Genomic DNA, 13,960 nt, shown 5'->3' on the forward strand with positions numbered 1-13,960 from the left:
GCTACGTCGGCCACTGTGGGTACGTCGGCTACGTCGGCCACTGTGGGTACGTCGGCTACGTCGGCCACTGTGGGTACGTCGGCTACGTCGGCCACTGTGGGTACGTCGGCTACGTCGGCCACTGCGGCCACGCCGACCGCTCAGGCCACTGCGGCCACGCCGTCCGCCGCAGTCCGGGCTCACACCAAGTTTGCGCCGCGTGCACCGCTGACCCGCGAAACTCTCCTAGGAGAGTTTTCGGCACGACAGTGGAGGATTCTGCCCGCCATACGGAGGAAAACCCTCCACTGATGCGGCTCCAACAAGCCTAGGCCCCATCGCCCCGGGCCTTCATCGCTCCGGGCCTTCATCGCTCCGGGCCCCCATCGCTCCACGCCCCCATCGCTCCACGCCCCCATCGCTCCACGCGCCCATCGCCCCACGCGCCATCGGCCCAGGTCCTCGTCGCCCCTGGCCACCATCGCGCAGGCCCCTAACGCCTGTAGGCCCTCAGCAGCGCAGCCATCTCTCATGCCGTCGGCTCACGAGCCTCCCACTTCCGGCAGGACCCACCCACACCTCAGTCAGACGAGGGGATATCCGGCTCTTGTGACCGATCCGTGGGTGGTTCTGGGTGCCCGAGTCGGCGCCCGCGCTCGACGACCGCGCTTGTCCCCGCGCGGTGGGTTCACCCATCGCGTTGTGGGTTCCTGACCCGTGTGAAGGGTGCGGAACCCACAACACCGTGGGTGAACCCACCGTGCGGCGGAAGCCCGGAAACCCCTTACGACCACACCGCGCCATCACGCCACGCCACGCCGCGACGCCGCGCCATCACGCCACGCCACGCCGCGACGCCGCGCCATCACGCCACGCCACGCCGCGACGCCGCGCCATCACGCCACGCCACGCCGCGACGCCGCACCATCACGCCACGCCACGCCGCGACGCTGCCACGCCGCACCATCACCGCGTGCTGAACACCGACCAGGTCGCCGCCGGCTGCTCCACGGCACGGCATACGAGCGGATAACCGCTGGTGTTGGGGGTCCTCTGCTCGTACACCAGCAGAGAACCCCCAACCCGAGGGGTTACCCCCTCGGGTTGGCCCGCACGATCGGCCGACGACCGCCGTACTCGACTCGTTGGCCGCCACCCAGGGCACGCGGGCCGGCGCCCAGGGCATACCGGCCGGCACCCAGGTCACGAGGATGGCCAGCCAGGTCACGGGGTGGCCGGTCGGGGTGTGGCGGCTGTGGCTCTTGGATGGGGCGGGTGGGTGGGGCGGGTGGGTGGGGTGGATTTCCACCGGGACAGGCGGGCGTGGCAGACTAGTTGGCTGGTTCCGGTTCACGTTCGCACCGTGCGGACGACCCGGGGCGCCTGAAACCTAGGAGACTGTTTTGAAGAGCGACATCCACCCGACGTACGTGGACACCACGGTGACTTGCACCTGTGGCGCCACGTTCCAGACGCGCTCGACCGCGGAGAACGGCGTGATTCACGCCGACGTGTGCTCGCAGTGCCACCCCTTCTACACCGGTAAGCAGAAGATTCTCGACACCGGTGGCCGGGTGGCCCGCTTCGAGAAGCGGTACGCCAAGAAGTAGCTGTCACGCCGCGCGCCGGTCCCGCCTCACGCAGGCGGGACCGGCGCGCGGTTTGTCGTCTGTGGGGACACTGGAAGGGAGGAGTGCGGTCGTGTTCGAAGCGGTGCAGACGCTGAAGGCGGAGTATGCCGAGCTCGAGCGGCAACTGGCGGAGCCGGAGCTGCATTCCGACCAGGCCAACGCCCGCCGGGTCGGCAAGCGGTACGCCGCGCTGGCGCCGGTGGTCCGGACGTACGACGAGTGGGTGCAGGCCGGTGACGACATCGAGGCCGCGAAGGAGCTCGCCGCGGAGGACCCGGCGTTCGCCGATGAGGCCGCGCGGCTGAGCGAACGGCGTGCCGAGCTGGCCGAGCGGCTGCAGACGCTGCTGGTACCGCGGGACCCCAACGACGACAAGGACGCGATCCTCGAGATCAAGGCGGGCGAGGGTGGCGACGAGTCTGCGCTGTTCGCCGGCGACCTGCTGAAGATGTACCTGAAGTACGCCGAATCGCAGAACTGGAAGACCGAGGTCCTCGACTCCGCCGAATCCGACCTCGGTGGGTACAAGTCGATCACGGTCGCGGTGAAGGCGAAGGGTACGCCGGAGCCGGGCGAGGCGCCGTACGCGAAGCTGAAGTTCGAGGGCGGCGTGCACCGTGTCCAGCGGGTGCCGGTGACCGAGTCGCAGGGGCGGATCCACACGTCCGCAGCCGGGGTGCTGGTGCTGCCGGAGGCGGAGGACGTCGACGTCGAGATCGACCCGAACGACCTGCGGATCGACGTGTTCCGGTCGTCAGGGCCGGGTGGGCAGAGCGTCAACACGACCGACTCGGCGGTGCGGATCACCCACCTGCCGACCGGGATCGTGGTCTCGATGCAGAACGAGAAGTCCCAGCTGCAGAACCGTGAACAGGCCATGCGCGTTCTGCGCGCCCGCCTGCTCGCCGCGGCGCAGGAAGCCGCCGACCAGGAGGCGTCGGACGCCCGCCGGTCGCAGATCCGGACCGTCGACCGGTCGGAGCGTGTCCGCACATACAACTTCCCGGAGAACCGGTTCTCCGACCACCGGGTCGGCTACAAGGCGCACAACCTCGACCAGGTGCTCGGGGGCGACCTGGAGCCGGTCATCAAGGCCCTCACGGACGCCGACCTGGCCGCCCGCCTCGAGGCCGTCGAGACGCAATGAGCACCAGGTCACTCGTCTCCGAGGCGGCCGCCCGGCTGCGCGAGGCGGGTGTTGCCTCGCCCGAGTACGACGCCGCGGAACTGCTCGCCTTCGTCACCGGCTCGAGCCGGTTGCACCTCAGTGAGCCCACGGAAGAGCAGCGGGCGCGGTACGACGACCTCGTCACCCGACGCGCCGGACGCGAGCCGTTGCAGCACCTGACCGGTACGGCGACGTTCCGCTACCGGGACCTGGTCGTCGGACCCGGCGTGTTCGTGCCGCGGCCGGAGACCGAGGTGATGGTCGGCTGGATCCTGGACCAGCTCGCCGGCGTGCCGAATCCGCTGGTGGTGGATCTGTGCACCGGGTCCGGAGCCATCGCGGGGGCGATCGCGACGGAGCGGCCGGACAGTACGGTCCATGCGGTGGAGCTGTCGTCCGAGGCGGCCCTGTGGGCCCGGCGCAACCTCGAAGGTACGGGCGTCGCCCTGCACGAGGGCGACATCGACGGGTGCTTGCCGGAGCTCGACGGCCAGGTGGACGCGGTCGTCTCGAACCCGCCGTACATCCCGCTCACGGCCTGGGAGTCGGTGACCGCGGAGGTCCGTGACCACGACCCGGCGCTGGCGCTGTGGTCCGGCGACGACGGCCTCGACGAGATCAAGGTCGTCGCCGCGACGGCCGCCCGCCTGCTGAAGCCCGGCGGCTGGTTCGCCTGCGAACACGCCGACGTCCAAGGCGAGTCCGCGCCCGCTGTCTTCACCGCGACCACCCTGTTCACCGAGGTCCGCGACCAGCACGACCTGGCCAACCGCCCCCGCTTCACCACCGGCCGCCGCATCTGACGTCAGCTCGGCTCGGCGTGGGCCGGCTCGGTCAGCGCGTGAGACCCCGGCGGCCGCTGGGGCCGGCGGGACGTGTGGGCGGCCGCGCGAGGTCCTGTTCCTGGATCAGGCCGATCGGGCGGGAGTCGGGCTGCCGGCGCGCGAGTCGGCAGACCACCGGGAAATGGTCCGCGCCGGGCACGGGGACCACCTCGACGTCGCGGGCCACCAGGTCCGGTGTGGAGAACAGGCGGTCGATCGAGCGACCGTCCGGTGTGGTGACCGGCGGCGGATCGCCGAACGCGTCGACCAGACCGAGCGGCTCACCGAAGACATCGCGTGGGTTGGGCATGTTCAGGTCTCCCGCGACGACCGCTCGCCGGATCCCGCGCGCCGCGAACTCGTCCCGCAAGTACGCCGACAGCTCCACGCCGTACTCGCGCCCCGGCCCCTCCTGATACGTGTACTCGACGCCCGCAGCGCTGCGGAACATGTGGATCGGACACACCTGCCCACCCACCAGATCGATCTCACCGAGCGCCCCGAACTCACCGCGCGCGACCAGGAACCCTTTCGGATGCGGATCCATCGGCGCACCGGTGCGCCAGTGCAGGAAGTCGATCGACGGGTCCGGGAGGTCGATCCGCTCGAGTTCCGTCAACGGGTACGTCGACGCGATCCCCACCCCCAACCGCGCCACACCGGGAATGTGCGAAGGTGAGAACCCGTGCCGCACGAACGACGCCGTACGCCCGGGCATCGCCGCGGCGGCGAGACGCTCGAGCTGATCGCCGTCCGAGTCGAGCTCGGTGACGATCAGGACATCCGGCTGCAGTCGCGCGAGCGCCTGGCCGAAGTCCTCCGTCCGGTCGGCGGCCTCGTACCCCTCGGGGCCGACGAGGCGGCCACCGGCCACGTTGACGAACGCGATCGAGATCATTCGTAGATCACCAGCTCCGGGCGCGGTTCGAGGGCAAGTACCTGGGCGGGCGTCATCAGCGGGCCGTGGCGGGTGTCTTCGGTGTAGAAGAGTTTGAAGCCGGCGTGGACGCCCGCGGGCAGCGTAGTGGTGAGCTTGGTCCACGTCTTGAGTTTGTCGACGCGGGCGCCGATGCCGTCGACCGACTTGATGATCACCACGCCCCGGTGCTGCTTCAGCGCCTGCTCGTTGGTGACGATCCGCGCCGACAGTTGATGGAACACGAACACCTTCTCCGGCAGGTCGTTCGCGGTGACAAGACCCGACAGGTACGCCGCGATGCTGTTCAGCTCGGCGCCTGTGGTGTGGCCGAAGACGCGGCCCGGGACCTGATTCGGACCGACCGCCCACTCGGGGTCGAACGCGAGGCCGACGTCCGGTTCCTTCAGCCAGCGCTCGAGGCGCTTCACCTCGGGCAGGATCTTCGCGCGGCCGGGCTGGACGTTAAGCAGCAACAGCATCTTGTGCTTGCGTGCGACAACCAGGTACTCCGCGATCTTCGCGTCGTCGAGCCGCCCGCGGTACAGCCGGTCCTTGCCCGGTGACGCCTTCGCGACCACAGTGATGAGTTCCATCACCGGCAACGGTGTGCGGCCGGCCGCGTACGAACGGGCGAGCTTCTCCAGCGCGGCCGCCTTCGCATCCAGGTTCTTGTCGAGGGGGCCGAGCGCCGGTGAACCCGGCAGGCCGACGTACCCGACCAGCTGGTACTTCGGGAAGATGACGCGACCACCGCGCGGCAACCCCTCCGGTGCCGGCGGGGGAGTGGGGACGGGAGTCGGCGTGAGACTGGGACTCGACGCGGCGCGGCTTGCCGAAGGCTGACCGCCGGGCGCCGGTTCGTCGCTACAGGCCGCCAGGCCGAGCAGTACGGCGGCCAGTGCTCCGCAGACTCTCCACACCGCACCAGCCAACCACACGCCGCACGCCGCCGGGACAGCTCGCCGCCAGCCGTCATCCCGTCGGTTCGTCACGCAGCCAGCCGTCATCCGGCCGGTCGTCACGCCGCGGGGGCGGCTCGCTCCAGTCCGGCTGCTGCACGCCGTACTGTCGCCTCCGCGCCCTCTTCGACCGCCAGCTCCAGCGCCCGCGCGAAGTGCGGTCGTGCCTGGGTCAGATCGCCCTTGGCCAGCAGCGTCTCCGCGAAGCGCAGATACGCGTTCAGCTGCGACTGCTTCGAGTCGCTGTCCAGCGCCAGCTCCAGCGACCGCCGCCCGACCTCTACAGCGTTGTCCCACCGGCGCTGGCGCGCGTACGCCGTACCCAGGAAGGCATATGTGTAGATCAGGCTGTAGTCGGCGCCACGGTCGACGCCAAGGTCTCTGGCCGTCGCCAGCGCGGCTACGGCTTCCTCCACGCGGTCCAGCTCGAGCAGGCACTCGCCGATCCCGTTCAGTACCTCAGCGCGTACGGCGGGATCGCCCAACGCCAGCGACTCCTCGTACGCCGCCAGCGCCCGGGTGAACTCACTGCGGTCCCCGTACGCGACACCGAGGTACGCCAGTACCCGCGACGCGACGCCGACCTCGCCGGCCTGCTTGGCGACTCGCAGCGCCTCCTCGAGTACGCCGAGTGCGTCGTCGTCCGGACGCAGCTTCGCCCGGCTGTACCCGAGCGACGCGAGCACCCGCGCCCGCAGCCCCAGATCTGCGTCTGGCGGCGTCAGCTCGCGGGCCCGCTCCAGCGCATGCAGACTGTCCTCAGCGCCGCGCCGGTACCGTCCGAGGCTGCCGATCGACAACAACACCCGTGCCTCGGCCGACGGGTCCGGAGCAGCACGCAGCGCCAGCTCCAGCGCCTCGTTCATCTCGTCGACCCTGCCGCGCTGGAAGAACCCGGACGCCACCACCACACCGAGCCGCCACGCATGCTGCGACGCGCCACTGGACTCGGCGTACCGGATCGTCGCCAGAACGTTCGCACCTTCGGTGTCGATCCACTCCAACCCGTCCGAGGCCGACGCGAAGGCAGGCAGACGCACCGGCGACGGCTCGTCCAGCGGCAGCACGGGGCTGCTGAAGATCGCAGTACTCGCGGCCGCGGTCGCGTAGAGGTAGTAGTCGAGCAGACGCCGTACGGCGACCGGTTCTGCACCCAGCGTCCGTGCGTACTGTCGCAGCAGGTCGTGGAACTGGAAACGCCCAGGACGCAGCTGCAGCAGCAGGTTGGCGTCGACGAGTTGTTCCAGCAGGTCCTCCGCCTCGAGCGGATCCACATCGGCCAGTGCAGCCGCGCCGTACGGCTCGATGTCCGGACCGGTCATCGCACCGAGCAGCCGAAACAGGCGCTGCTGCTCCGGCGGGAGGTGCTCGTACGACAAGGCGAAAGCAGGGGAGACCCCACCGCCGTCCGTGCTGAGCTCAGCGAGCCGCCTGTCCTCGGCGTCGAGTCGGCGACTGAGGTGCGCGATCGTCCAGCTCGGCCGATGACGCAGCCGCGAGCCGGCCACGCGAATGGCCAGCGGCAGGTGACCGCACCGGCTCACGACCTGCGCTGCAGCAGCTGCGTCACGGGCACGGTCCGGTCCGACGATCTCGGTCAACAACGCCTGGGCGTCTTCAGGCCGCAGGACGTCGAGTGCAACGCGACCTGTCGCGTCCAGACCGGTCAGCTGGCGACGGCTGGTCACTAGTACTCCACAGTCCGGGCTCCCAGCCAGCAGTGGCCGTACGGCGGCGCTGTCCGGTGCGTTGTCGAGGACAACGAGCACACGGCGACCTGCCAGCTCAGAACGCCACAGTGCGGCCCGCTCCTCGAGCTCTGCCGGGATGCGGTCCGCTGGAACGGACAGAGCACGCAACAGCCGGTCCAGGGCCTGTAGCGGCGACACCGGCTCGTGTCCGGGCGTATAGCCCTGCAGGTCGATAAAGAGCCGACCGTCTGGATACAGGTCCGCCAGCTGGCGTGCAGCACGGACAGCCAGCGCGGTCTTGCCAACACCTGCCATACCGTCGATCGCGACGACAGCAGGACCGGTGCGATGCAGTGCGTCGACCACCTCCTGCAGTACGTCGTCACGCCCGACGAAGGCCGCACCGTCGTACGGCAGCTCGTCACGGATCGCAGGACGGGCAGCGCGCTCGTCGTTGCGCAGGATGCGCTGGTGGATCTCGCGCAGCGCCGGACCGGGTTCCACACCGAGCTGGTCGATCAGCTCGCGTCTGGTACGCGTGTAGGTCTCGAGGGCCTCGGAGCTCCGGCCGCTGTGCCAGTACGCGAGCATGAGCTGTCCGGCGAACTGCTCCCGCAGTCGATCCGCCTCGACCAGTGCGACCAGCTCCGGCACCAGATCGGCGTACCGGCCGCGCTTCAGGTCGAGGTCGATCCGCTGTGCCAGCACCTTCAGGCGGCGCTCGGTGAGCCGGTGTCGCTCGACACCGAGGTAGTGCCCGGGCAGAGCGCTCAACGGCTCACCTGTGAACAACGCAAGGGCTTCCGACAGCAGTGCGGCCGCTTCGTCGAGGTCGTTCGACGCATCGGCCGCACCGACCAACTGCTCGAACCGCGCCAGGTCGAGCGCGTCCGGAGCGAGCTGCAAGCGGTACCCGCCCGGCGCGGTCACCAGTACGTCCTTGGGCAACAGCCGCCGCAGCCGGTACACGTACGTCGCGACGATCTGCGTTCCACTGCCCGGAGGTGCGTCGTCCCACACCAGCTGGAGCAACTCGTCGGCGGTGACCACCTGGTTCGGGCGGAGCGCCAGTACGGCCAGGAACGCCTGCTGCCGCAGCGGACCGAGCTCGAGCCTGCGCCCGCCCGACCAGCCGCGCACCGGACCAAGGAGGTCGATGCGCAGCTCGTCCGTCACACAGGACAGTCTTTCAGCTACACGGCGTTTTCGCTCAGGTAGGTGTCGATGTCGGACAGCAACGCCGACTTCACCGAGTCCTCGGCGAACGAGACGCGGACGGCGGTCTTCGCGAGCTCGGCGACACCGGCCTCGTCCAGGTCGAGCAGCCGCGCGGCGACGGCGTACTCGTTGGTAAGGTCGGTACCGAACATCGGCGGGTCGTCGGAGTTGATCGTCACGACCAGACCGGCGTCGGCCATCGCCCGCAGCGGGTGCTCGTCGTACGACGCGACCGCGCGGGTGGCGATGTTCGACGTCGGGCTGACCTCGAGCGGGATGCGGTGCTCGCCGAGGTACTCGACCAGCGCCGGGTCCTGCACGGCCGACGTCCCGTGGCCGATCCGCTCGGCCTTCAGCACCTGGACCGCGTCCCAGATCGTCTGCGGACCGGTGGTCTCGCCGGCATGCGGCACGCTGTGCAGACCGGCCGCGCGGGCAGCCTCGAAGTGTGGCTGGAACTGCGGCCGCGGGACGCCGATCTCCGGGCCGCCGAGACCGAAGCCGACCAGGCCTTCGGGGCGGATCTTCGTGGCGATCCGCAGCGTCTCGTCGGCGCTCGCGATGCCGTCCTCGCCCGCGATGTCGAAGATCCACCGCAGCACCAGGCCGAAGTCCCGCTCGGCCGCCACCCGGGCGTCCTCGATCGCCTCGCAGAACGCCTCCGCGGCGATCCCGCGGATCACCGACGTGTACGGCGTGACTGTGAGCTCGGCGTACCGCAGGTTCTGCTCGGTCGCCATCTCGCGGGCGATCTCGTAGGTCAGCAACCGGACGTCCTCGGGCGTCTTGATCAGGTCGACCACCGACAGATAGATGTCGATGAAGTGCGCGAAGTCACTGAACTTGAAGTACTCGGCCAGCGCGGCCGGATCGGCCGGCACCGACGAGCCGGGATGCCGGGCGGCGAGCTCCGCGACGATCCGCGGCGACGCCGACCCGACGTGGTGGACATGCAGCTCGGCCTTGGGCAATCCGGCCAAGAACTCACGCGACACGGGCATGGGGCCTCCCGGCCTGGACTGAGGAGCGGAGGGAGCGAAGCGACCGGAGCGACAAGGCAAGGCCGGGAGTCACAGCTCCAGGTCCCGTCGCGACGGAGCCGCGACCATTCAATTCGGTCATGGTCGGGATCCTAGGGAATGGTGGCCGGTGCCCGCTGGGAAGTTGACAAACGTTTGTCAGCTACAGCCCGGTTGGAGACGCGGACCACGCGAGTGGCACGATTCACTCCGTGAGTGAGCGCTTCGACTTCACCGGGGACGAACTGGCACCGGCCTACCGCGCTGCGGTGGACGCCATCGAGGCCGGTGACCTGGTCGTCATGCCGACCGACACCGTGTACGGCATCGCCGCGGACGCCTTCAAGGCCGACGCCGTCCAGCGGCTGCTGGACGCCAAGGGTCGTGGCCGGGACGTCCCGCCGCCGGTGCTGATCTCGGTCGTCGAGTCGCTGGACGCGCTCGCCACCGACATCCCGGACAGCGGCCGAAAGCTCTGCGAGGAGTTCTGGCCCGGGCCACTGACCGTCATCTGCCACGCGCAGACGTCGCTGATGTGGGACCTGGGGGAGACCCAGGGCACTGTCGCGCTGCGCGTCCCGAACCACGAGAACACCCGGGACCTGCTGTCGCGAACCGGTCCGCTCGCGGTCAGCTCGGCCAACGCGTCGGGCAAGCCGGCCGCACTGGACGTGTACGACGCCGAGGAGCAACTGGGTGACGCGGTCGCGGTCTACCTGGACGGCGGCGAGGTGGCCGGGGGACTGCCCTCCACCATCGTCGACCTGACCGGTGACACACCCCGCGTGGTGCGCATCGGCGCACTGTCGGTCGCCCAACTCCGCGCGATCGTCCCCGAAGTCACCGTCGACCCCGAAGCTGACCCGTCGGCGCAAACCGACGACGAGCCCGCCGAGCAGCCCGCCCAGCAGCCCGACGAGACGCCGGCGGAGGCCTCCGACGACAAGCCGGCCGCGGAGCCGGGGGACAAGCCGGCCGAGGTGGCGGCTGAGCAGGCTGAGCCAACCCCGAGCCCGGTTGAGGCGTCCAACCAGGACGTGGCGAAGAAGACCGAACCCGATACGAGGCCTGCCGACCGAGGCCATGACTCCTGAGTCCACAGCTACCGCGCGGCACTCGGCGCGGCGTCTCGCCGCACGAGCGCGAAGGGCAAGATGCTCCGCATCCAACCCTTCATCCTCGCACGCCGAGCTACCACACCGAGCACCTAGTCGCTACGGTGTGAAGTCAGGAGACATGGCCTAGTGCGCGAGTACCTGCTGGTCCTGTTCGTGGCGATGGCCACGACCTTTCTGCTGACCGGCGTCGCCCGGCAGATCGCGCTGCGGTACGGCGCGGTCGCGAAGGTCCGGGCCCGTGACGTCCACAAGGTTCCGATCCCGTACTTCGGCGGCCTGTCCATTCTCGGCGGCCTGATCGCGGGCTTCGCCGTCGCGTCCAGCCTGCCGTTCCTCGGCAACAGCTTGCAGGTCGCGCACGACGCCCGGGCGATCCTGGTCGGCGGCGTGGTGATCTGCGCGGTCGGCGTGGTCGACGACCTGTACGAACTCGACGCGATCACCAAGCTGGCCGGCGAGGTGCTCGCGGTCGGCGTACTCGTTGTCCAGGGCATCCAGTTGTACTGGCTCCCGCTGCCTGGCGGCGTGATTTCACCGTCGCCCGCGCAACTCGCCGTGCTGACCGCGGGCATCCTGCTGGTGTCCTGCAACGCGGTGAACTTCGTCGACGGCCTGGACGGTCTCGCAGCCGGCGTCACGGCGATCGGCGCGACCGCGTTCTTCACGTACTCGTACCTGCTGAACGTCCACGAGAACCTGGACCGCGCGACCACCTCGACGCTGATCACGGTCGCGCTGGCCGGCGCCTGCCTCGGCTTCCTGCCGCACAACTTCTTCCCCGCAAGGGTTTTCATGGGCGACTCCGGCGCCTTGCTGATCGGCCTGATGCTGGCCGCGTCGACGATCAGCCTCACCGGCCAGATGGACCCGAACGCGGTGCCGTACGAGGTCGGCGGCTCGAGCCTGCTGCCCGCGCTGCTCCCGCTGGTGCTGCCGATCGCCATCCTCGCGATCCCCGCGCTGGACCTCACGATGGCCTACATCCGCCGTACCAAGGCCGGCCGCTCACCGTTCGCCGCGGACAAACAGCACCTCCACCACCGCCTCATGCAACGCGGCCACTCGCACCGCCGGGCCGTCCTGCTGATGTACCTGTGGACCGCCCTGATCGCGTACGGCGTGGTCGTCCTGGGCCTCGTCCTCACCTGGTGGACCGCGCTGATCGTCTTCGCTGTCGCGGTGACCGCGGTACTCCTCACCACCGGCCTCCCCAGACGCCCCGGGAAACCGCTCGCCAAGGTCTGACTGCCGCGAACGGGGACCAGACCACTCGCGTGCGTGGGCTACCGATAGGGTGTGCTCGTACAGCGGGAGATGCCCCGTTTTGCTGACTTTGCAGACTTTGTGCTAGTTTTCACAAGCACCAGCGAAGAACAGTGACACCCCTGACCCCGCCCACCCGACGAGTTGGCCGCGAGACCAGCCCGCCTGCAGGACGGAACCACCAGATGGCTTCCACGGCCCACAGCCCCGAAACCGCCGGACAAGCGACCAGGCATCCGGCGCTGGCGATGTTGCGTGGCGCTCTGGTCGCCGCCGTGGTCGTCGGGGTCAACGCCGCCGCGATCTCCGCGGTCGCCGCCGGTCTGCGCGGTCTGTGGGGTGCGTTGCTGGGGTTGTTGATGGTGGTCGTCTTCTCCGGCGCCGGTCTGTTCGCGCTGCACCTGTCCCGGAAGACCTCGCCGACGATGCAGCTCGCCGTCGCGATGGCGTCGTACACGGGCCGGATCGCGATCTTCGGCGGCTTCCTGGCGATCGCCCTGAACTCGGACGGCCTGGAAAAGCACGTGAATCTGACCGTGCTCGGGCTGTCCGCGATGGTGGTCGTGATGGGCTGGATGGCCGGCGAGATCTGGGCCTGGTCCCGGCTCCGGGTGCCGATCTACGACCTCGACCGCGAGGTGACCGCGTGACCACGGCTGGTAACAACGCCCTTGCTGTGGTGGACGTTACGGACCCCGATGTGACCACAACTGTCGCTGACTGGTACGTTTCGGGTGCCAATGAGCGAGCATCAGGATCCGAAGCCATCACCCGGAGGGGGCGACGGCTGGCGGGTCCTGTCCTACTTGATCGGCGGTCTCGTCGTGTACGGCGGGATCGGGTTCGGGCTGGATCGCTTGTTCGGCACCCAGTTCTTGCTTCCGGTGGGCATCGTGCTCGGTGCCGGGCTCACCATCTTGATGTTGCACTTCCGGTACGGGTCACGGTCCTGACCTCGGATCCGATCCTTACCGGGTCTGACGTTGTTGACCGCCATGCCCTGAGCCGCCCTGCCCTTAGCCACAAGGCGTCCGACTTGAGCACGACGCGAGAGGAGACCCGGTGACCGCCGGCGTTCCGACCGAGTTCATCGCACCCGGTCCACAGAGCTTCGACACCCCGCCGATCATCGACGGCGTGGACTGGTTCACCAAGCCCGTGCTGGTGGCCGCGCTGTCCGTCGTCGTCATCGTGTGGTTCTTCTGGGGTGCGTCCCGCAAGGCCGCTGTCGTCCCGAGCAAGCTGCAGTTCGCCGGCGAGCTCGGGTACAACTTCGTCCGCAACTCGATCGCCCGCGACGCGATCGGCAGCCAGGAGCACATGAAGTACGTGCCCTACCTGTGCGGCCTGTTCTTCTTCATCCTGCTGAACAACGTCGCCGCGACGATCCCGCTGATCCAGTTCCCGACCTTCAGCCACATCGGCTGGGCGTACGTGGCCGCGGTCATGAGCTGGGTCATCTACAACGCGGTCGGTATCCGCAAGCACGGCGTCTGGGGCTACTTCAAGCACCAGACGATGCCGGCCGGCGTCCCGGCCTGGCTGATGCCGCTGATGATCCCGATCGAGTTCATCTCGAACATCATCGTCCGGCCGATCTCGCTGAGCCTGCGGTTGTTCGCGAACATGTTCGCCGGTCACATCCTGCTGCTGGTGTTCGTGCTCGGCGGTGAGTACCTGGTTTTCGAGACCGGCAACATCGGTCTCGGCGGCGTCGGCATCCTGACGTTCCTGATGGGCATCGCGATCGCCGGCCTCGAGTTGTTCGTCCAGTGCATCCAGGCCTACATCTTCGTGGTGCTGACCGCGCAGTACATCGGCAGCGCGATCGCCGAGGACCACTGACCCGCAGTACCCCCAGACCCGTAGTAACGGAAACCCGGATAGCCCCTATCCGTACCGAAAGGAAACACCTGAAATGGCTCTCGAGATTGCCGGCAACATCGCAGTCCTCGGCTACGGTCTCGCCGCGATCGGCCCGGGCGTTGGCGTCGGCCTGATCTTCGCTGCGGTGATCAACGGCACCGCGCGCCAGCCGGAGGCCCAGAGCAAGCTGCAGTCGATCGCCTGGATCGGCTTCGGCGTGACCGAGGTGCTGGCGATCATCGGTATCGCGCTCGCCTTCGTCTTCCGCCAGTGACGCCCCTTTTCCTCTGACTGACAGGACTCAG

Annotated in this window: 13 protein-coding genes; 9 read left to right on the forward strand and 4 right to left on the reverse strand. The window is 69.0% G+C overall.

What is annotated here, in order from left to right:
* The first annotated feature begins 1,382 nt into the window (after positions 1 to 1,382).
* The 3 genes from rpmE to prmC all read left to right on the forward strand — a co-directional run bounded on the left by rpmE (position 1,383) and on the right by prmC (position 3,581).
* Positions 1,383 to 1,589 (forward strand): 50S ribosomal protein L31, encoded by a 207-nt coding sequence (gene rpmE, locus AB0B82_RS00240; RefSeq protein WP_145813862.1) that lies wholly within the window; start codon positions 1,383 to 1,385, stop codon positions 1,587 to 1,589.
* Positions 1,590 to 1,680: 91 nt separating this feature from the next.
* On the forward strand, positions 1,681 to 2,757 hold the full coding sequence (gene prfA / locus AB0B82_RS00245; RefSeq protein WP_360160752.1) for a peptide chain release factor 1: 1,077 nt from the start codon (positions 1,681 to 1,683) through the stop codon (positions 2,755 to 2,757).
* The gene (prmC, locus tag AB0B82_RS00250) at positions 2,754 to 3,581 is read left to right on the forward strand and encodes a peptide chain release factor N(5)-glutamine methyltransferase (protein WP_360160754.1); all 828 of its coding nucleotides are present in this window, start codon (positions 2,754 to 2,756) and stop codon (positions 3,579 to 3,581) included. Before prfA ends, prmC begins: the two co-directional genes overlap by 4 nt.
* A 31-nt stretch (positions 3,582 to 3,612) precedes the next feature.
* On the opposite strand, the gene AB0B82_RS00255 is transcribed toward prmC, so the two are convergent.
* From AB0B82_RS00255 to AB0B82_RS00270, 4 genes are all read right to left on the reverse strand, one after another.
* Positions 3,613 to 4,500, reverse strand: a complete 888-nt coding sequence (locus tag AB0B82_RS00255) for an endonuclease/exonuclease/phosphatase family protein (protein WP_360160756.1) — start codon at positions 4,498 to 4,500, stop codon at positions 3,613 to 3,615.
* Entirely contained in the window at positions 4,497 to 5,441 is a 945-nt protein-coding gene (locus AB0B82_RS00260; protein ID WP_360160758.1) for a hypothetical protein, read from the reverse strand. The genes AB0B82_RS00255 and AB0B82_RS00260 overlap by 4 nt, the downstream gene beginning before the upstream one ends.
* A gap of 98 nt (positions 5,442 to 5,539) precedes the next feature.
* A complete protein-coding gene (locus tag AB0B82_RS00265; RefSeq protein WP_360160760.1) occupies positions 5,540 to 8,347 on the reverse strand; it encodes a BTAD domain-containing putative transcriptional regulator in 2,808 nt (935 codons plus the stop codon).
* Positions 8,348 to 8,364: 17 nt separating this feature from the next.
* Positions 8,365 to 9,390, reverse strand: coding sequence for an adenosine deaminase (locus AB0B82_RS00270; protein WP_360160762.1), 1,026 nt, complete (start codon positions 9,388 to 9,390; stop codon positions 8,365 to 8,367).
* Between the two features lie 230 nt (positions 9,391 to 9,620).
* On the opposite strand from AB0B82_RS00270, the gene AB0B82_RS00275 reads away from it, so the two are divergent.
* From AB0B82_RS00275 to atpE, 6 genes are all read left to right on the forward strand, one after another.
* Positions 9,621 to 10,502 (forward strand): L-threonylcarbamoyladenylate synthase, encoded by an 882-nt coding sequence (locus tag AB0B82_RS00275; protein ID WP_360160764.1) that lies wholly within the window; start codon positions 9,621 to 9,623, stop codon positions 10,500 to 10,502.
* 150 nt (positions 10,503 to 10,652) lie between these two features.
* Positions 10,653 to 11,771 carry an MraY family glycosyltransferase gene (locus AB0B82_RS00280; RefSeq protein WP_360160766.1) on the forward strand — a complete coding sequence of 373 codons (1,119 nt, stop codon included), beginning with the start codon at positions 10,653 to 10,655 and terminating at the stop codon, positions 11,769 to 11,771.
* 203 nt (positions 11,772 to 11,974) lie between these two features.
* Positions 11,975 to 12,439 (forward strand): hypothetical protein, encoded by a 465-nt coding sequence (locus AB0B82_RS00285; RefSeq protein ID WP_360160768.1) that lies wholly within the window; start codon positions 11,975 to 11,977, stop codon positions 12,437 to 12,439.
* Positions 12,440 to 12,529: 90 nt separating this feature from the next.
* A complete protein-coding gene (locus tag AB0B82_RS00290) occupies positions 12,530 to 12,742 on the forward strand; it encodes a hypothetical protein (RefSeq protein WP_360160770.1) in 213 nt (70 codons plus the stop codon).
* 109 nt (positions 12,743 to 12,851) lie between these two features.
* A complete protein-coding gene (gene atpB, locus AB0B82_RS00295) occupies positions 12,852 to 13,634 on the forward strand; it encodes a F0F1 ATP synthase subunit A (protein WP_360160772.1) in 783 nt (260 codons plus the stop codon).
* A gap of 73 nt (positions 13,635 to 13,707) precedes the next feature.
* Positions 13,708 to 13,929 carry an ATP synthase F0 subunit C gene (atpE, locus tag AB0B82_RS00300; protein ID WP_360160774.1) on the forward strand — a complete coding sequence of 74 codons (222 nt, stop codon included), beginning with the start codon at positions 13,708 to 13,710 and terminating at the stop codon, positions 13,927 to 13,929.
* Positions 13,930 to 13,960 lie beyond the last annotated feature (31 nt).

This window comes from Kribbella sp. NPDC048915 (assembly GCF_040649595.1).
Classification (GTDB): domain Bacteria; phylum Actinomycetota; class Actinomycetes; order Propionibacteriales; family Kribbellaceae; genus Kribbella.